Raw genomic sequence first — 17,293 nt, 5'->3', positions numbered from 1 at the left:
TCAAGAAACCTTCAATGCGATACAATAGAATTTTATTAAAACTGAGTGGTGAGGCCTTGATGGGCAAAAAGCAATACGGAATCGATGGGGACCGTTTGGCCGAATATGCCGATGAAATCAAGAGCGTTGTGGATAAAGGCATTGAAGTTGCCATCGTTATTGGCGGCGGAAACATTTTTAGGGGTCTTGCCGGTGCCAGCCAAGGAATGGACCGTGTACAGGGCGACCATATGGGCATGTTGGCCACCGTGATCAACGGATTGGCTTTACAGAGTGCCTTGGAACTGAAAGGCATCCAAACCCGTTTGCAATCGGCCATCAAAATCAATGAAGTAGCTGAACCTTTTATCCGAAGAAGGGCTATTCGCCATTTGGAAAAAGGCCGGGTGGTCATCTTTGGAGGTGGAACCGGAAATCCTTATTTCACCACCGATTCGGCAGCCGTATTGAGAGCTATCGAAATCAATGCCGATGTGATCTTGAAAGGAACCCGTGTTGATGGAATTTACACTTCCGACCCAGAAAAAGATAAAACAGCCACCAAGTTCGATTCCCTTTCGTTCCAAGAAGTACTTTCCAAAGGTTTGAAAGTGATGGATACCACAGCTTTTACGCTTAGCCAAGAAAACGAATTGCCCATTGTGGTTTTTGATATGAACACTAGGGGGAATTTGATGAAAATCGTATCAGGTGAGAACATTGGAACGGTGGTCAACGTATAATTTGATATTGAAATAAAAAATAAGAGCATGGACGAAGAAGTAAAATTTGTACTTGATAGCGCAAAAGAAAGCATGGATGCCAGCATTTCCCACTTGGAAAAAGCCTTTATAAAAATCCGTGCCGGAAAGGCCAGTCCTGTAATGTTATCTTCCGTAATGGTGGATTATTATGGCTCCCAAACCCCGCTTTCGCAGGTTTCCAACATCAATACCCCAGATGCCCGTACCATTTCCGTACAGCCTTGGGAAAAAAACTTGATCGGCGAAATTGAAAACGCCATTATGAATGCCAATTTAGGTTTCAACCCCATGAACAATGGCGAAACCGTCATCATCAGTGTACCACCACTTACCGAAGAACGCAGGGTGCAATTGGTAAAACAGGCCAAAGCCGAAGCCGAGGACGCCAAAGTGAGTATCCGTAGTGGCAGACAAGAGGCCAATAAGGATTTGAAAGCCCTTGAAATCTCCGAAGACCTTTTAAAAAATGCCGAAGTGGACGTTCAAGAACTTACCAATTCATACATTAAAAAAGTGGATTCCCTGCTTACCGTTAAGGAAGCAGAGATCATGAAGGTTTAAAACTTGATCATTGATAAGCTGCTTTCCTAGGAACACAGCCGATCATTTTCTACCTTTGCGCCCAATTAAACCAAAATGGTAGCAAAGCTCACACAAGGTTTTTGGACCAAGGTCGCACGCATTATTCTTCGAAATAGGATCTTGATCCTTGTCGGTATCGTGGCCGTCACTGTTTTTCTAGCTTTTCAGTGGAAAAACATCAAGTTTTCGAATACGGAGGCAAACCTTTTGCCTGACGACCATCCCGCAACCATCCAATACAACAACTTCACCAAAATATTTGGGGAAGAAGGCAACGCCATTGTGTTGGCCGTGAGGGATACCGCTTTGTTCACCCCAGAAAATTTCAACCGCTGGAACCGTTTGGCCAAACAGTTGGACGCCTTCCCGGAAATTGATTTTGTGGTTTCCCTTGAAAACTTGAAGGTTCTGGAGAAGGATGACAAAACCCAGACGTTTGTCATGAATCCCTTTATCAAATCGCCGCCAAAGACCAAAGTGCAAATCGATTCCTTAAAAAATCACCTTTTTAATGAGTTGCCTTTTTATGATAATCTGGTCTACAATCCCAAAAGCGGTACCATTCAGACCATTGCCTATTTGGATAAAGACATCTTGAACACAGCCGTAAGGAACCAGTTTATATTGAACGATCTTGGGGATTTGGTAAAAACCTTTGAAGAGGACACTCAATTGGATGTAAGGGTTTCAGGCATGCCCTATATCAGAACCTGGAATACCAAATCCATCGTGGATGAAATCGGAATCTTCATCGGGGCCGCCCTTTTGGTCACTTCTTTGATTTTCTTCTTTTTCTTCAGGAGTTTCAGGGCCACTTTTATCTCCATGTGTATTGTGATCATTGGGGTGATGTGGGCTTTCGGTATATTGGGATTATTGCAATACGAAATCACGATTCTTACCGCGTTGATCCCGCCGTTGATCATTGTAATCGGGATTCCCAACTGTATATTCCTCATCAACAAATACCAACAAGAGGTAAAGAAACATGGAAACCAAGCCCTGTCGTTGCAAAGGGTCATTTCCAAGATCGGTAATGCCACTTTGATGACCAACATTACCACCGCGTCCGGTTTTGCCACCTTCATTATTTTGGACAGTGATCTATTGAGGGAGTTCGGTATTGTGGCTTCCATCAACATCATAGGCATCTTTGTGCTTTCCTTGCTGATTATTCCGATTATTTACAGTTTTATGGCGCTTCCAAAGACGAAGCACCTAAAACACCTTAACAAAAAGTGGATCGACTTTTTTGTAGGTAAGATGGAGTACATTGTACGTGAGCATAGGATTGCCGTTTACATGGTTACGGTTGGGGTTTTGGTCGTGAGTGTAATCGGCATCAACCAGATGAAAATTACCGGAAGCAGGATCGAAGACTTACCAAAGAACACCGAATTTTATAATGACATCCAATTTTTTGAAGAAGAGTTCGATGGTATCATGCCCATGGAAATTGTGGTGGATACCGAACGGAAAAATGGGGTAATCAAGCCAGCCACCCTAAAACGCATGGACCAATTGGGAACTGTCATTGATGAAATTCCCGAATTGTCACGCCCCATTTCCATTGTGGATTTGATCAAATATTCCAAGCAGGCCTTTTACAACGGAATCCCGAAATATTACCAACTGCCCACCAGCCAAGAGAATACTTTCATCATGGATGCGGCCAGAAAATCATCCACAGATGGAAATCTTTTGCAAAGTTTTGTGGACAGCACAGGCCAAATCGCCCGATTGACCACGTACATGCAGGATGTGCCCATTGACCGTATGGAAGAAATTGAGAAGGATGTGCAAGAGGCCATCACCAAATCCTTTCCTCCTGACAAGTTCAATGTGTACATGACAGGTAAAGCTTTATTGTTTTTGAAGGGAACCAAATATTTGGTCGCCAACCTGGTGATGTCACTCGCCTTGGCCATTGGACTTATTTCCTTGTTCATGGCTTATTTGTTCCGTTCGTTTAGGATGGTCATCATTTCGTTGGTGCCCAACTTGTTGCCCCTATTGATCACTGCTGGGCTCATGGGCTATTTGGGTATCCCGATAAAACCATCCACCATTTTGGTATTCAGTATTGCCTTTGGGATTTCTGTGGACGACACTATTCACTTTTTGGCCAAGTACCGGCAAGAACTGGCCACACACAAATGGCACATTAAACGATCCGTTTATGCTGCTCTAAGGGAAACCGGGGTGAGTATGTTCTATACTTCCATCGTATTGTTTTTTGGTTTCTCGGTGTTCATCCTCTCCAGTTTTGGGGGAACAAAAGCGTTGGGAGGTCTGGTATCGGCCACCTTGTTGTTTGCCATGCTGTCCAATTTGATCTTGCTGCCTTCTTTACTCCTTTCTTTAGAAAGAAGTATTGCCAACAAAGAGGTATTGAAAGAACCACAGATTGACATCTTGCCTCAAGAAGAGGACAATCCCAAGCATAAATCCTAGGAAAAGGGCCATAAATTACTTGGCGGCATTGCCATCGTTTTTGTCCAAAAACCTATCTTTACCGCCTAAATTACGATAGCCTTACAATGAAGTCTTATTCCATAAAAGAATTGCTAGAAAAGCAGCCCGTAGGAGATTCCGTAGAAGTTAATGGATGGGTAAAAACATTTAGGAGCAACCGATTTATAGCCTTGAACGACGGTTCAACCATACATAATTTACAATGTGTAGTAGATTTTGAAAAACTGGATGAAGCGGTCCTCAAACAGATTACTACCGGTTCTGCCCTAAAAATTTCCGGAACCTTGGTAGAAAGCCAAGGAAAAGGACAAAGTGTGGAAATTCAGGCTGAAGATGTTTTTGTACATGGCACCGCCGATCCGGAAACCTACCCCATTCAGCCTAAAAAACACTCTTTGGAATTCTTGAGAGAAAAGGCGCATTTGAGGGTACGAACCAATACGTTTGCAGCTGTAATGCGGGTGCGTTCGGCTTTGGCCTTTGCCATTCACAGTTATTTCCAGCAAAAAGGGTTTTACTATATGCATGCCCCGATCATTACCGGTTCCGATGCCGAAGGTGCCGGGGAAATGTTCAGGGTGACCAGTTTGGATGCCAAAAAACCACCTTTGGATGAAAACGGCAATGTGGATTATTCCGAAGACTTTTTTGGGAAGGAGACCAACTTGACCGTATCAGGGCAATTGGAAGCCGAGACCTATGCCATGGCATTGGGCAAAGTATATACCTTTGGACCTACTTTTAGGGCCGAAAACTCCAATACATCACGTCATTTGGCCGAATTCTGGATGATCGAACCAGAAGTGGCCTTCAACGACCTAGCAGCCAACATGGACTTAGCTGAGGATTTCATCAAATCCATTATCCGATATGTACTGGAGCATTGCAAGGACGACCTTGAATTTTTGGAAGGCCGTTTGTTGGACGAGGAAAAATCCAAACCGCAGGCCGAACGTTCTGAAATGACCTTGTTGGAAAAGCTAAAATTCGTGGTGGAGAACAACTTCAAACGGGTTTCTTATACCGAGGCCATCGATATTTTAAGGAACAGCAATCCCAACAAGAAGAAAAAATTCCAATATATTATTGAAGAGTGGGGTGCTGACCTGCAAAGCGAGCACGAGCGCTTTTTGGTGGAAAAACACTTTAAATGTCCTGTAATCCTTTTCGATTATCCGGCTAAGATCAAGGCATTCTACATGCGTTTGAACGAAGACGGCAAGACGGTTCGCGCCATGGACGTACTTTTCCCAGGTATCGGGGAAATTGTGGGAGGATCGCAACGTGAGGAGCGTTTGGAAGTGCTTCAACAAAAGATCAAGGACCTCGGCATTGACGACAAGGAACTTTGGTGGTATTTGGACCTACGCAAATTTGGTACGGCCGTACACAGCGGTTTTGGACTTGGATTTGAGCGTATGGTGCAATTCGCCACGGGTATGGGCAACATCAGGGACGTAATCCCTTACCCCAGAACCCCACAGAATGCGGAGTTTTAAATTGAATTTATAACTTTACGGCAAGGAAGATTTCAATTCCATCCTTATGCTAAAACAACATCTACAGTTTAAGCTTTCCCAGAAACTGTCTCCACAGCAGATTCAGCTCATGAAGCTCATTCAATTGCCTACACAGGCTTTTGAACAGCGCTTAAAACAAGAGCTGGAAGAAAACCCTGCGTTGGAAAGTGGCAAGGAAGCGGAAATGGAAAACATGGATGATGTTTATGACGACCCTTATGACGATTCCGGGGACAATGAGACCATTGAGGCGGATGACATCAACATTGATGATTATCTGAGTGATGACGAGATTCCCGATTACCGCACCCAGGCCAACAATTACAGCTCGGACGATGAGGAAAAAAGCATTCCGTATGCTGCCGGAATTTCCTTTAACCAACACCTGATCAACCAGCTGAATACCTTTTATTTGGATGATGAGGAATGGGCCATTGCCGAATTTTTAGTGGGCAGCGTAGATGAAAGTGGTTATATCAGAAGACCGATTGCCGATATTATGGACGACCTTGCCTTTACCCAAAACATTTATGTGGATGAAAGCAAGATCGAAGCCGTGCTTAAGATTGTGCAAGAATTGGACCCTCCAGGCGTGGCGGCACGTTCGTTGGATGAATGCCTGATCCTTCAATTGAAAAGGAAAGACCGCAAACCTTCGGTAGAGTTGGCCATCAGCATCCTTGATAAATCTTTTGAGCAGTTTACCAAAAAGCATTACGACAAGCTTATCCAAAAACACCATGTAACCGAGGAGGAGCTGAAAGATGCTATTTCAGAAATTGAAAGACTGAACCCAAAACCGGGTGGTTCCTATTCGGGCGGCACTAGGATGATTGAGCATATTGTTCCCGATTTTTCCATCCGAATTGTAGATGGGGAACTGGAACTAAGCCTGAACGGCAGAAATGCCCCTGAACTTCACGTTTCCAGGGAATATAGCAATATGCTGGAAGGTTATAAAAACTCCAAGGAAAAATCGAAGTCCCAGAAGGATACGGTGCTGTTCATCAAACAGAAATTGGATGCGGCCAAGTGGTTCATTGATGCCATTAGACAACGCCAGCAAACGCTATACATCACCATGAAGACCATAATGGATTATCAGGAGGAATACTTCTTGACCGGTGATGAGCGTAAACTGCGACCAATGATCTTAAAGGACATCGCGGATAAAATTGATATGGATGTTTCCACCGTTTCGCGTGTGGCCAACAGCAAATATGTGGATACGCCTTATGGCACCAAATTGATCAAGGACTTTTTCTCCGAGGCCATGAAAAATGAGCAAGGGGAAGATGTGTCCACGAAAGAAATCAAAAAGATTTTGGAAACCGTTATCGGTGACGAACAGAAAAAGAAACCGCTAACAGATGATAAATTGGCCAAGATCCTTAAGGAAAGAGGCTACCCCATTGCACGGCGTACGGTGGCCAAATACCGGGAACAACTCGGTATTCCGGTAGCACGGCTTAGAAAGCAGATCTGATGCGCCATGTTTACAACATCATCTCGTACATTTTCCATCCACTTTTTATACCATTTGGAGGCACGGTCATTTATTTTGTAATTGCCCCATACAGTACATTGGAAATTGAAAGCGGGAACATTCTCCCCATCTTCATTTTGACGGTCATCATCCCCATTATTTTCTTTTTGATCCTAAAAAATCTGGGAGTGATCAGTTCCATTTTTCTGCCTACACTCCACGAACGCAAATACCCGCTTTATATCAGCTGTGTCATCTTTTTGATGATCTTGTATAAGGTGATACCCAATAACTACGTAAACGAGCTCTTTTACTTTTTTACTGGCCTGTTGACGGCAACGACTACGTGTCTTATTCTACTTTTCTTCAAGTTTAAGACCAGCATGCATCTTTTGGGGATGGGAACTCTTTTGACCTTCATGATCGCCCTGAGCATCCATTTTGAACGGAATATTACCCTTGCGATAAGCCTGTTTACTTTGTTTACCGGATTGGTGGCCACCTCAAGACTTTACTTGAAGGCACACAACAGAAATGAATTGTTGATCGGCTTTTTGATCGGGTGCTGTTCCCAATTGATCATTTTAAAATATTGGCTATAGGATATAAAAGATCACTCCTATGCGCAAGGCCCTAATGTCGATGGCTTCCCCGGTATCGAGCACCGTTCCATCTTTTAACAGTGGATTAAGGGCATAATAGGCATGAATATTCCAGGTATTGTAGCCAAAATTAATCATAAGGCCATATTGCCATTTTTCGATATCATTATTGGCGAAGCCATTTGTTCCAGTATCCGTAACTACTCGGGAGCTACCAGAAAAAACATATCCCAACTTGGCCCCAGCGTAGATTCGCCAGAATTTATATTCGTCCGCGGTTGAAGTCCTCCAACGGATTTCAAAGGGTAATTCAATGGCATGGGTTTCCAACTTGCTGCGATTGAACTCAGATACATCCTTGACTTCGTACAACAAAGCACCAGCATTTTGGGATACTACCATGTTGGAATAATACGAATTGACAGCATAGCCCAAGCCAAGTCCAACACCAAAATTTCTGCGTTGGTTAAAGGGAATATCCTTTATAAACCCGGCCTGAAGATTATAGGACAGGTTTCGCTGCACCACACCATCCGGTTTTCCCAGTAGTACGTTATACCCGAATCCGGCATAGAACTGATCTTCCAAATACCTTGAAAAATCTTGTTGTTCTTCTACGACTTCTGTTTGGGCATTGATTCCTTGGGAAAGAAACCCCAAAACCAATATCCATAAAATTCTGTTCACGTTGATCATTGCATTACTATAAACAAAAAACGCTCCAAATTAATCATTTGGAGCGTTTCCCACTAAATCTAAGCTATTGCCTACTGTAGATTGTTAAAAGCATCTCCCTCATAAGTGGTGTAGTTCACCTTTAGGGCATTCACTTTCCTCAATTCTTGTTTTATATCGGCGATAAGACCCATATTGGCATTCTTATCAACCTTCAATGCAGTAGTCAATACGTTTTGAAGTTCTTGAGGTTTTTTTGCACGCTCTGCCAAAATAAAAGTTCCAACTTCGTCTACATTGGCAAATTTATCATTCAACTGGATTTTTGGTTCAGAACCAAAAACCTTTTGATACTCTTGGGTAGGTTTACCGACGTAGATATATATCACACGGTCCTTTTTTTCCAATTTTTTGATCTCAGTTGCATTAGGAAGCGTGTTCTCAACCATTAAAGAACTGTCTTTCATTGTGGTCACTGTCATAAAGAAGAACAACAACATGAATACGATATCCGGCAAAGATGCTGTAGACACCGCTGGCAAATCCCCATCCTTCTTTTTTGTAAACTTAGCCATACTAAATTCTAGTTTTAATTGGTTGATGTTTCAGCTTCTGAAAGCTTTTGTGGGAACATATCTTGGATACGCTTCACTTTGTCTTTCAAATCATCCCTAATTGCAGAAGGTGTTTCTGGGTTTAGGTACTCGGCTTCCATTTTGGTGAAATCCTGTTTGTACAGTTTTTGAGCCTCACGGTTACGCAAATCGTTATAGGCTCCTACCAATTCGTTTTGAACGGTGATATAGGTACTATACTTGGTCTCCCTGTCATTTTTCAATGAAATGATGGCCTTTGTTGGATTATCAGAGGAAGCTGGATCCTTTTTACCTTTACAATAAGAACAGGAACCATCCGCATTGTTTTCCAAAAACGCGGTAGCAGCTTTTCTCAAATCTTTAAGGTTCATCAGGTTATCCTCTACCAACAGCTGACCATTTTTATTGATGTTCACCGTAAAAATGTTCTTCTGTCTAATAATTACGTCCTGATCAGTCGGCGGCTCCATCGGTGGCAACATACGATCCAAACCTGCATCCGTTTCAATGGTGGTGGTCACCAAGAAAAAGATAAGCAAGAGGAAAGCGATGTCTGCCATGGAACCGGCATTGACTTCCGGCGCTGCTTTTCTTCTAGGCATAGTTCAATTTTTACTTTACAAACATTTTCTTCAATCCTGGGAATACCATTAGAACTACCGCTACTACGGTCAGGATGAAGAATACGTTCAATCCCATTCCAATGTTCTTCACAGTTCCTTCTGTGGTCGTAATACCTCTGCTTGCCATCTCTTCAACAACAGGAGCGTTGTTAGAAGAAAGTCCATAGGAAATAGCCACAACAATGGCCAATCCACCTAGGGCGAACAGGGTTTTCTTGAGGCTTCCCGGAGTGGAAAGCAATTTGGTCAATCCAAAGAACAGTGCTGCTATTACGGCAATGGCCAACAAGATGTACATGATGATGAACATAAAGTTCATTGACCCACTGCTGATTGCATCCGGATCTTCCGCTGATGGCAAAGAGAACCATAGTACGGCAGAAATCAACCCGATTGCAATGAGTGCTATTTTTACAATTTTATTCATGTTTCCCGATAGTTTTTAGTTCCGTAATTATTTCTTGTGTGCTGCCAACATATCAATCAAAGATATAGAGGCATCTTCCATGTCGTTTACGATACTATCGATCTTAGCAATGATGTAGTTGTAGAAAATCTGAAGGATGATGGCCACGATCAAACCGAATACCGTGGTCAACAACGCCACCTGGATATCACCAGCGATCAAAGAGGCACTCAAGTTACCAACAGCGGCGATTTTTTGGAAGGCCTGGATCATACCGATTACCGTACCCATGAACCCAAGCATCGGGGCCACAGCGATAAACAAGGACAACCAAGATACGTTTTTCTCCAATTGGCCCATTTGTACACCTCCGTAAGCAACAACTGCTTTCTCAGCAGATTCCAAACCTTCGGAAGATCTGTCCAATCCTTGGTAGAAGATGGAAGCAACAGGTCCTTTTGTGTTCCTGCAAACCTCTTTGGCCGCTTCTACACCTCCAGAAGCCAAAGCATCTTCAACTTGTTGTTTCAATTTAGCAGTGTTTGTAGTTGCCAAATTCAAATAGATAATTCTTTCGATGGCTACAGCCAATCCCAATATCAAACAAAGAAGTACAATACCCATGAAGGCAGGACCTCCTTGAATAAATTGTTCTTTCAATACCTGGGTGAAACCTTTGCTGGCTTCAGCTTCTTCTTGCAACATTGCTGCAGATGCAGTTGTAGTTCCCATCACAAACATTCCGGCAGCAGCCAGAGTAAAGGATATTTTTTTCATTTTACTTAAAACTTAAATTTAGTTAGTTAATAATGTTAAAGATATAAAAATTTTGCAATTGAAAAACTAAAATACCTTGCAGAGAGGAAGGGATTCGAACCCTCGATACACTTTTGGTGTATACACACTTTCCAGGCGTGCGCCTTCGACCACTCGGCCACCTCTCTATTCCTTCATTTAGGCCGACCAATAAACGAAAAAATAATCAGTTATAGAAATTTGATGCGTTAATTTTACACCATTTCCCCACGCAATGGTGTTTCGTAAATTGTCTTGAACAATGCATCGGGAACACCAGTGCCCAATAGGTACATAGCCTTGGTAATAGCGGCCTCCGTTGTAATATCCTTGCCGTTAATCAGTTGCATCTCCTTCAACTTTTCACTGGTTTCGTAATGGCCCATAAAAACACTGCCTCCGGAGCACTGGGTCACGTTAATTATATGCAAACCTTTTTTTACCGCCGATTTCAATTCTTGCAGAAACCAATCGTCCATTGGGGCATTTCCAGCACCATAGGTCTCCAAAACAAGGGCCTTTAAATGGGGTATTTGGAGCACTGCCTTCATCACATCTTGATTGATTCCGGGAAACAATTTGAGAATTGCCACCCGATCATCCATTTTTTTATGCACTAAAAGGGACTTGTTCTTGGCCGATTTCTTCAGCAAATAATTAGGATGCACCTTTAAATGCACTCCCGATTCCACCAAAGGTGGATAGTTTAAGGAGGCAAAAGCCTCAAAATGTTCTGCATTGATCTTGGTGGTCCGGTTGCCGCGGTACAACTTGTATTCAAAATAAAGCCCTACTTCCTGCACCACTGGTTTCCCATTTTCTTGAAGCGAAGCAATCTCAATAGAAGTGATCAAATTTTCCTTCGCATCGGTCCTGAGGTCCCCGATGGGCAATTGTGATCCGGTAAAAATGACCGGTTTGTCCAGATTCTCCAACATAAAGCTCAAAGCAGATGCCGAATAACTCATGGTATCGCTACCGTGGAGCACCACAAACCCATCATGATCCGCATAATGTTCCTCGATAATGGAAGCAATTAAAGACCAATAACCTGGGTTCATGTTGGACGAATCTATCGGTTTTTTGAAGGACACTCCTTTTAGGGTACAATCCAATTGGTTCAACTCCGGAATATTCTTGATGAGTTCATCAAAATTGAAGGCTCGCAGGGCACCGGTCTCGTAATCCTTGACCATACCGATGGTACCTCCGGTATAAATAAGCAATATGTTCGTTTTCTTTTTCATGTACTACACCCCGAATACGTTTTTGGAATTTTCCGTTGTGATGGCTGCAATTTCCTCCATGGACATACCATATATATAGGAAAGCTTTTCCAACACCTGAACAATATAGGAACTTTCATTGCGCTTACCACGATAGGGAACCGGGGCCAAATAAGGTGAATCGGTCTCCAAAACGATGTGTTTTAAATCGATTTGATCCAAAAACTGGTCGATTTTGCCATTTTTAAAGGTAGCCACTCCCCCAATACCCAATTTCATGTTATAGGAAATGGCCTGATGGGCTTGTTCCAAGGTGCCGGTAAAGCAATGGAAAATTCCGAAAAGGTCAATGCTTTTTTCCTGTTCCAAAACCTCAAAAATTTCATCAAAGGCATCCCTGCAATGGATCACAATGGGCATTTGATGTTTTTTGGCCAACCGAATCTGGAACACAAACGCCTCTTGCTGTTGTTTCAAAAAAGTCTTGTCCCAATACAGGTCGATTCCAATTTCACCCACGGCATAAAATTTTCTTTTGGACAGCCATTCTTCCACCAATGCCAGTTCTTCTTGATAATTTTCCTTAACATGGGTAGGATGCAATCCCATCATCAAAAACACATTTTGGGGATAGTTGGACTCCAGATCCAACATAGACTGGGTATAGGTAGAATCGATGGCGGGAATAAAAAAACGCTCCACGCCAGCATCCAGTGCCCGTTGCATCATGGCATCACGGTCGTCAACAAATGCTTCACTATATAAATGGGTATGGGTATCGGTTATGATCATGTCACAAAAATAGATTTATCTTAGTTGTCCCAAAACTTTCATATCCAATAAAACATTTTGAGATGCTTCACCTGCGCTCAGCATGACATCAATCAACAATATGACATCACTCAAAAAATTCCTGAAATCCAAAGATTACATTAAAGTACCGCTCGTGTTCACCGAAACCAACCATTTTGAAATCGTAGCCAAGATCAATGGAGTATCGGGGAAGTTCATTTTGGATACTGGAGCGTCCAACACTTGTGTGGGCATGGATAAAATCGAATTATTTAAAATGGTCTCCGAAGCTACCGACATCAAAGCAGCAGGAGCAGGTGCCACGGAAATGGAAACCCTTATTTCCACCAAAAACAAAATCCAGATCGGGGACTGGAAAAAGAACGAATTGAAGATTGTGCTCTTCGACCTGGTTCATGTGAACCAAGCCTTGGTTTCCCATAACGCTTTGCCCGTAGATGGCATCATAGGCGCGGACGTACTTAAGAAAGGAAAAGCCGTGATCGACTACAATAAAAAATGCCTCTACTTAAAAAAGTAAAGGCATTTGTCAGTCCGAGCATTGAATTACCCTTCAGCTACGCTCAGGGTACCAGCAACTACTCTTTATATTATAGCTCCAAAGCTCTTTTCACGTTTCCGTCCATCAACAATTCTTCTGGACTTTCCAAAGCTTCTTTCACAGCTACCAAGAACCCAACGGATTCCTTACCGTCAATGATTCGGTGATCATAAGAAAGGGCCACATACATTACAGGTGCAACAACAATGGTTCCATTTTTAACAACGGGACGCTCAACGATATTGTGCATTCCTAAAATACCGCTTTGTGGTGGGTTGATGATCGGTGTGCTCAACATGGAACCGAATACACCTCCGTTGGTAATGGTAAAGGTACCACCGGTCATTTCATCCACAGTGATTTCCCCTTCCCTGGCGCGGATGGCCAATCTCTTGATTTCGGCCTCAATACCTCTAAAGGTCAAGTTTTCCGCATTACGGATTACAGGTACCATAAGACCTTTAGGTCCGGAAACAGCAATACTGATGTCGCAGAAATCGTAAGAAATCATTTCCTTGCCATCGATCATGGAGTTTACAGCCGGGTACATTTGCAATGCCCTAATGACCGCTTTGGTGAAGAAGGACATAAATCCAAGTCCCACATTGTGCTTGTCCTTGAACTCATCTTTGTACTGATTCCTTAATTCGAAGATAGCGGTCATGTCCACCTCGTTGAAGGTGGTCAACATGGCGGTCTCATTTTTGGCAGCTACCAAACGTTCGGCCACTTTTCTGCGCAACATGGACAATTTGGAACGGGTCTCACCACGGTTACCTCCTGTTGGGGTTCCCATAGAAGGAACTGCCTGAACGGCATCTTCCTTGGTGATACGACCATCCCTTCCTGTACCGGCTACGGATGAAGGGGCAATACCCTTTTCATCCAATATCTTTTTGGCAGCTGGCGATGGAGCACCAGAAGCATAGGTTTCTTTTTTAGGCTCCGCCTTCTTAGGTTCCGCTTTGGGTTCTTCCTTTTTAGGCTCCTCTTTTTTCTCCGCTTGTGGAGCGGCACCATCAGGTCTTGGCGCACTGGTATCGATAAGGCAAACCACCTCACCAACGGCTACGGCATCTCCTACCTCGGCCTTAAGGGTAATAATTCCGCTTTCTTCTGCAGGAAGCTCCAATGTTGCCTTGTCCGAGTCCACCTCGGCAATGGCCTGGTCCTTCTCTACGTAGTCACCATCGGCAACCAACCATTCGGCGATTTCAACCTCTGTAATGGATTCCCCTGGTGAGGGAACTTTCATTTCTAAAACCATGCTACTATAGTTTATACTTGTATTATCGAATTAACATATTGTCCTTACTCTTGTCGAAGACATACTCCAACACCTGGGCATGTCGTCTTTTGGAACGCACTGCGCTACCTGCTGCAGGGGCCCCGTAAAATCTTCGGGATGCCACCCTGAACTGTTTGGCCTCATCCAAATGCATCAACATATGGCCCCAAGCCCCCATGTTCCTAGGTTCTTCCTGAGCCCAAACGATGTCGTCGGCATTTTTGTATTTCTTGATGATGTCGCGCATTTCATCCGCAGGCAACGGGAACAATTGTTCCACCCGGACCAAAGCTACATCGTCCCTGTTCAACTCCTCTTTTTTCTCCAAAAGATCGTAGTAGAACTTACCGGTACAGAATACCAAGGTTTTCACTTTGGATACATTCGCTTCGGCATCATCAATAACCATTTGGAAACTTCCATTGGCCATTTCTTCCTTGGTGGAAACCACTTTGGGATGTCTCAACAAACTTTTCGGTGTGAATACCACCAAAGGTTTTCTAAAATTGGCCTTCATCTGTCTACGCAACAAATGGAACAGGTTGGCCGGCGTGGTCACATCGGCAACAAACATATTATCCTTGGCACAAAGCTGAAGATAACGTTCCATACGTGCCGAGGAGTGTTCCGCTCCCTGACCTTCATAACCATGTGGCAACAACAACACCAATCCGTTCTGCAATTTCCATTTATCCTCCGCAGCCGATAGGTATTGGTCGATGATGATCTGGGCACCATTACTGAAATCCCCAAACTGGGCTTCCCAGATGGTCAACGTTTTAGGGCTGGCCATGGCATATCCATAATCAAAGCCCATTACGGCATATTCGGAAAGCAGGGAATTGTAAATATGGAGCTTACCGTTTTGATTGGGACCCAACTCGTTCAACAAGGTAATTTCTTCCTCGTGCATTTCGGTCTTGATCACGGCGTGGCGGTGGGAGAATGTTCCCCGCTCCACATCCTGACCTGACATGCGAACATCATACCCTTCTTGGATCAAAGATCCGTAAGCCAAAAGTTCACCCATGGCCCAATCAAGATTGTTGTCCTTGAAATACATGTCGTGACGGGCCTCGACCAAACGCTCCAATTTTCTCAAGAATTTTTTCCCTTCGGGAAGTGCAGTGATGCTCGTGGCAATCTCATCCAACTTCTTAAGGTCGTAAGTGGTATCCATAGGAGAAAGCATCACCTCTTCGGTCACTTGCTCAAATCCTTCCCACTCATCTTGCATAAATGGAGTAATCCTGGTCTTTTCTATTTTGCGGGAATCCAAAAGGTTCTCTTCCAAGTTCGTTTTGTATTCCTCTTCCAATCGACTCACATAATCTTTGTCGATAATGCCTTCGGCCAACAATTTTTGTGCATAAATGTCCCTTGGATTATCATGCTTGGAAATGGCCTTGTACAATAACGGCTGGGTGAATTTAGGTTCATCCCCTTCGTTGTGACCATACTTACGATATCCCAAAAGATCAAGGAACACGTCACGTTGGTACCTCATCCTGTACTCCAGTGCAAAGGTAGCGGCGTGCACGACGGCCTCTGCATCATCTGCATTTACGTGAAGTACCGGTGACAAGGTCACTTTTCCCACATCGGTACAATAAGTAGAGGAACGGGCATCCAAATAGTTGGTGGTAAAACCGATCTGGTTGTTCACCACAATATGAATGGTACCGCCGGTATGGTAACCATCCAAACGGGCCATTTGTATCACTTCATATACTACACCTTGACCCGCAAAAGCGGCATCTCCGTGTACCAAAATAGGAAGTACTTCCGAGACATTGTCAACGTGGTCATGGTCTTGCTTAGCTCGAGCAATCCCTTCCACAACGGAATTTACCGTTTCCAAGTGGGAAGGGTTGGGGGCAATGTTCATGTTGACCATTTTCCCGGAATCTGTCTCACGCATGGAGGTCCAACCCAAGTGGTATTTTACGTCGCCATCAAAGATGGTTTCTTCGTAATCCTTACCATCGAACTCGCTAAAAATATCTTTAGGCGATTTTCCGAAGATGTTGGTCAATACGTTCAAACGTCCGCGGTGGGCCATACCCATCACAAACTGTTTTACGCCGCGATCTGCCGCTTTTTCAATGATCACATCCAATGCAGGGATCAAGGTTTCGTTCCCTTCCAACGAAAAGCGTTTCTGCCCCACATATTTGGTATGCAAGAAGCTTTCAAAGGAAACGGCCTCGTTCAATTTACGGAGGATGTTCTTTTTCTCGTCCGCAGTGAATTTGGGATGGTTGTCGTTCACGTTCAACCAATCCTGGATCCATTGAATGCGTTCCGGGGTGCGGATGTACATATACTCCACACCAATGGAATTGCAATAAATGCTCTCCAAGTGGGTGATGATTTCCTTCAAGGTTGAAGGACCGATGCCCAAAATCTTTCCGGCATCGAATACAGTGCCCATATCTTCTTGGGTCAGGCCAAAATTGCCGATTTCCAAGGTAGGCTCATATTTTCTACGTTCCCTTACCGGATTGGTCTTGGTAAAAAGGTGTCCTCGGGTACGGTAGCCGTCAATGAGGCGGATGACCTGAAACTCCTTTTGAAGGGTTTCTGGCATTTCCACCTGTTTGCCATTGGCAAGCACGACCATACCGGATTTCTCGGATTCAATTCCCAAGTCGTCCAAGGAGCTTTCGAGACCGAAATCAAATCCTTGAAAAAAAGCCCTCCAACTGGGCTCAATACTATCGGGGTTCGTTAGATATTTATCGTACAGCTCCGCAAAAAACGAGGTATGCGCAGCATTTAAAAATGAATATTTGTCCATTCTTTCTGTTTCTCCAAAACTTTATGGAAAATTTTGTCAAAAATACGGGTTTTACCATTCATACAAATGGCTTTTAACCAAATATTGTCCAAAAATTACAACTCTGTTACAGAACTAACGGG

General features: G+C 43.7%; 16 protein-coding genes and 1 tRNA gene. 7 read left to right on the top strand and 10 right to left on the bottom strand.

Annotation, left to right across the window (positions count from 1 at the left end; all coding sequences use genetic code 11):
- Window positions 1-14: 14 nt before the first annotated feature.
- The 6 genes from pyrH (at window position 15) to LKX84_RS09600 (ending at window position 7,408) form a co-directional block, all read left to right on the top strand.
- Complete coding sequence (pyrH, locus tag LKX84_RS09625) at window positions 15-722, top strand: UMP kinase (protein ID WP_228236954.1); 708 nt, start codon at window positions 15-17, stop codon at window positions 720-722.
- 27 nt (window positions 723-749) lie between these two features.
- The gene (gene frr, locus LKX84_RS09620; protein WP_228236953.1) at window positions 750-1,304 is read left to right on the top strand and encodes a ribosome recycling factor; all 555 of its coding nucleotides are present in this window, start codon (window positions 750-752) and stop codon (window positions 1,302-1,304) included.
- A gap of 75 nt (window positions 1,305-1,379) precedes the next feature.
- On the top strand, window positions 1,380-3,779 hold the full coding sequence (locus LKX84_RS09615) for an efflux RND transporter permease subunit (RefSeq protein ID WP_228236952.1): 2,400 nt from the start codon (window positions 1,380-1,382) through the stop codon (window positions 3,777-3,779).
- Window positions 3,780-3,865: 86 nt separating this feature from the next.
- Window positions 3,866-5,299, top strand: coding sequence for an asparagine--tRNA ligase (asnS, locus tag LKX84_RS09610; protein WP_228236951.1), 1,434 nt, complete (start codon window positions 3,866-3,868; stop codon window positions 5,297-5,299).
- Window positions 5,300-5,345: 46 nt separating this feature from the next.
- Entirely contained in the window at window positions 5,346-6,806 is a 1,461-nt protein-coding gene (gene rpoN, locus LKX84_RS09605) for an RNA polymerase factor sigma-54 (RefSeq protein WP_228236950.1), read from the top strand.
- Complete coding sequence (locus tag LKX84_RS09600; RefSeq protein WP_228236949.1) at window positions 6,806-7,408, top strand: hypothetical protein; 603 nt, start codon at window positions 6,806-6,808, stop codon at window positions 7,406-7,408. The genes rpoN and LKX84_RS09600 overlap by 1 nt, the downstream gene beginning before the upstream one ends.
- On the opposite strand, the gene LKX84_RS09595 is transcribed toward LKX84_RS09600, so the two are convergent.
- The 8 genes from LKX84_RS09595 to LKX84_RS09560 all read right to left on the bottom strand — a co-directional run bounded on the left by LKX84_RS09595 (window position 7,403) and on the right by LKX84_RS09560 (window position 12,521).
- Entirely contained in the window at window positions 7,403-8,104 is a 702-nt protein-coding gene (locus LKX84_RS09595; protein WP_410548876.1) for a porin family protein, read from the bottom strand. The two genes, LKX84_RS09600 and LKX84_RS09595, sit on opposite strands and share 6 nt — an antisense overlap.
- A gap of 71 nt (window positions 8,105-8,175) precedes the next feature.
- A complete protein-coding gene (locus LKX84_RS09590; RefSeq protein WP_228236947.1) occupies window positions 8,176-8,658 on the bottom strand; it encodes an ExbD/TolR family protein in 483 nt (160 codons plus the stop codon).
- A 14-nt stretch (window positions 8,659-8,672) separates the two neighbouring features.
- Window positions 8,673-9,281: an ExbD/TolR family protein gene (locus LKX84_RS09585; protein WP_228236946.1), complete on the bottom strand. Its 609-nt coding sequence runs from the start codon at window positions 9,279-9,281 to the stop codon at window positions 8,673-8,675.
- 10 nt (window positions 9,282-9,291) lie between these two features.
- The gene (locus LKX84_RS09580; RefSeq protein ID WP_228236945.1) at window positions 9,292-9,729 is read right to left on the bottom strand and encodes a hypothetical protein; all 438 of its coding nucleotides are present in this window, start codon (window positions 9,727-9,729) and stop codon (window positions 9,292-9,294) included.
- A 27-nt stretch (window positions 9,730-9,756) separates the two neighbouring features.
- Complete coding sequence (locus LKX84_RS09575; protein ID WP_119638523.1) at window positions 9,757-10,485, bottom strand: MotA/TolQ/ExbB proton channel family protein; 729 nt, start codon at window positions 10,483-10,485, stop codon at window positions 9,757-9,759.
- 79 nt (window positions 10,486-10,564) lie between these two features.
- Window positions 10,565-10,652, bottom strand: a tRNA-Ser gene (locus LKX84_RS09570).
- A 66-nt stretch (window positions 10,653-10,718) separates the two neighbouring features.
- The gene (locus LKX84_RS09565; RefSeq protein ID WP_228236944.1) at window positions 10,719-11,750 is read right to left on the bottom strand and encodes an asparaginase; all 1,032 of its coding nucleotides are present in this window, start codon (window positions 11,748-11,750) and stop codon (window positions 10,719-10,721) included.
- A gap of 3 nt (window positions 11,751-11,753) precedes the next feature.
- Entirely contained in the window at window positions 11,754-12,521 is a 768-nt protein-coding gene (locus tag LKX84_RS09560) for a TatD family hydrolase (RefSeq protein WP_228236943.1), read from the bottom strand.
- A 100-nt stretch (window positions 12,522-12,621) separates the two neighbouring features.
- On the opposite strand from LKX84_RS09560, the gene LKX84_RS09555 reads away from it, so the two are divergent.
- Entirely contained in the window at window positions 12,622-13,062 is a 441-nt protein-coding gene (locus tag LKX84_RS09555; RefSeq protein WP_228236942.1) for a TIGR02281 family clan AA aspartic protease, read from the top strand.
- Between the two features lie 70 nt (window positions 13,063-13,132).
- On the opposite strand, the gene odhB is transcribed toward LKX84_RS09555, so the two are convergent.
- The gene (gene odhB / locus LKX84_RS09550) at window positions 13,133-14,350 is read right to left on the bottom strand and encodes a 2-oxoglutarate dehydrogenase complex dihydrolipoyllysine-residue succinyltransferase (protein WP_228236941.1); all 1,218 of its coding nucleotides are present in this window, start codon (window positions 14,348-14,350) and stop codon (window positions 13,133-13,135) included.
- A 22-nt stretch (window positions 14,351-14,372) separates the two neighbouring features.
- Window positions 14,373-17,171 carry a 2-oxoglutarate dehydrogenase E1 component gene (locus LKX84_RS09545; RefSeq protein ID WP_228236940.1) on the bottom strand — a complete coding sequence of 933 codons (2,799 nt, stop codon included), beginning with the start codon at window positions 17,169-17,171 and terminating at the stop codon, window positions 14,373-14,375.
- Between the last annotated feature and the right edge of the window lie 122 nt (window positions 17,172-17,293).

The sequence above is a fragment of the Allomuricauda sp. M10 genome (assembly GCF_020782875.1).
GTDB lineage: Bacteria > Bacteroidota > Bacteroidia > Flavobacteriales > Flavobacteriaceae > Flagellimonas.
The sequence above is the reverse complement of the archived record's forward strand: the minus strand, read 5'-3'. Positions and strand labels throughout refer to the sequence as shown.

Excerpts from the sequence above, each read along its gene's own strand:
- LKX84_RS09580 (WP_228236945.1), bottom strand. The coding sequence starts at position 9,729 with ATGAATAAAATTGTAAAAATAGCACTCATTGCAATCGGGTTGATTTCT.
- LKX84_RS09600 (WP_228236949.1), top strand. The coding sequence starts at position 6,806 with ATGCGCCATGTTTACAACATCATCTCGTACATTTTCCATCCACTTTTT.
- LKX84_RS09560 (WP_228236943.1), bottom strand. The coding sequence starts at position 12,521 with ATGATCATAACCGATACCCATACCCATTTATATAGTGAAGCATTTGTT.
- LKX84_RS09555 (WP_228236942.1), top strand. The coding sequence starts at position 12,622 with ATGACATCACTCAAAAAATTCCTGAAATCCAAAGATTACATTAAAGTA.
- rpoN (WP_228236950.1), top strand. The coding sequence starts at position 5,346 with ATGCTAAAACAACATCTACAGTTTAAGCTTTCCCAGAAACTGTCTCCA.
- pyrH (WP_228236954.1), top strand. The coding sequence starts at position 15 with ATGCGATACAATAGAATTTTATTAAAACTGAGTGGTGAGGCCTTGATG.
- LKX84_RS09615 (WP_228236952.1), top strand. The coding sequence starts at position 1,380 with ATGGTAGCAAAGCTCACACAAGGTTTTTGGACCAAGGTCGCACGCATT.
- LKX84_RS09575 (WP_119638523.1), bottom strand. The coding sequence starts at position 10,485 with ATGAAAAAAATATCCTTTACTCTGGCTGCTGCCGGAATGTTTGTGATG.
- asnS (WP_228236951.1), top strand. The coding sequence starts at position 3,866 with ATGAAGTCTTATTCCATAAAAGAATTGCTAGAAAAGCAGCCCGTAGGA.
- LKX84_RS09545 (WP_228236940.1), bottom strand. The coding sequence starts at position 17,171 with ATGGACAAATATTCATTTTTAAATGCTGCGCATACCTCGTTTTTTGCG.
- frr (WP_228236953.1), top strand. The coding sequence starts at position 750 with ATGGACGAAGAAGTAAAATTTGTACTTGATAGCGCAAAAGAAAGCATG.
- LKX84_RS09585 (WP_228236946.1), bottom strand. The coding sequence starts at position 9,281 with ATGCCTAGAAGAAAAGCAGCGCCGGAAGTCAATGCCGGTTCCATGGCA.
- LKX84_RS09590 (WP_228236947.1), bottom strand. The coding sequence starts at position 8,658 with ATGGCTAAGTTTACAAAAAAGAAGGATGGGGATTTGCCAGCGGTGTCT.
- odhB (WP_228236941.1), bottom strand. The coding sequence starts at position 14,350 with ATGGTTTTAGAAATGAAAGTTCCCTCACCAGGGGAATCCATTACAGAG.
- LKX84_RS09565 (WP_228236944.1), bottom strand. The coding sequence starts at position 11,750 with ATGAAAAAGAAAACGAACATATTGCTTATTTATACCGGAGGTACCATC.
- LKX84_RS09595 (WP_410548876.1), bottom strand. The coding sequence starts at position 8,104 with ATGATCAACGTGAACAGAATTTTATGGATATTGGTTTTGGGGTTTCTT.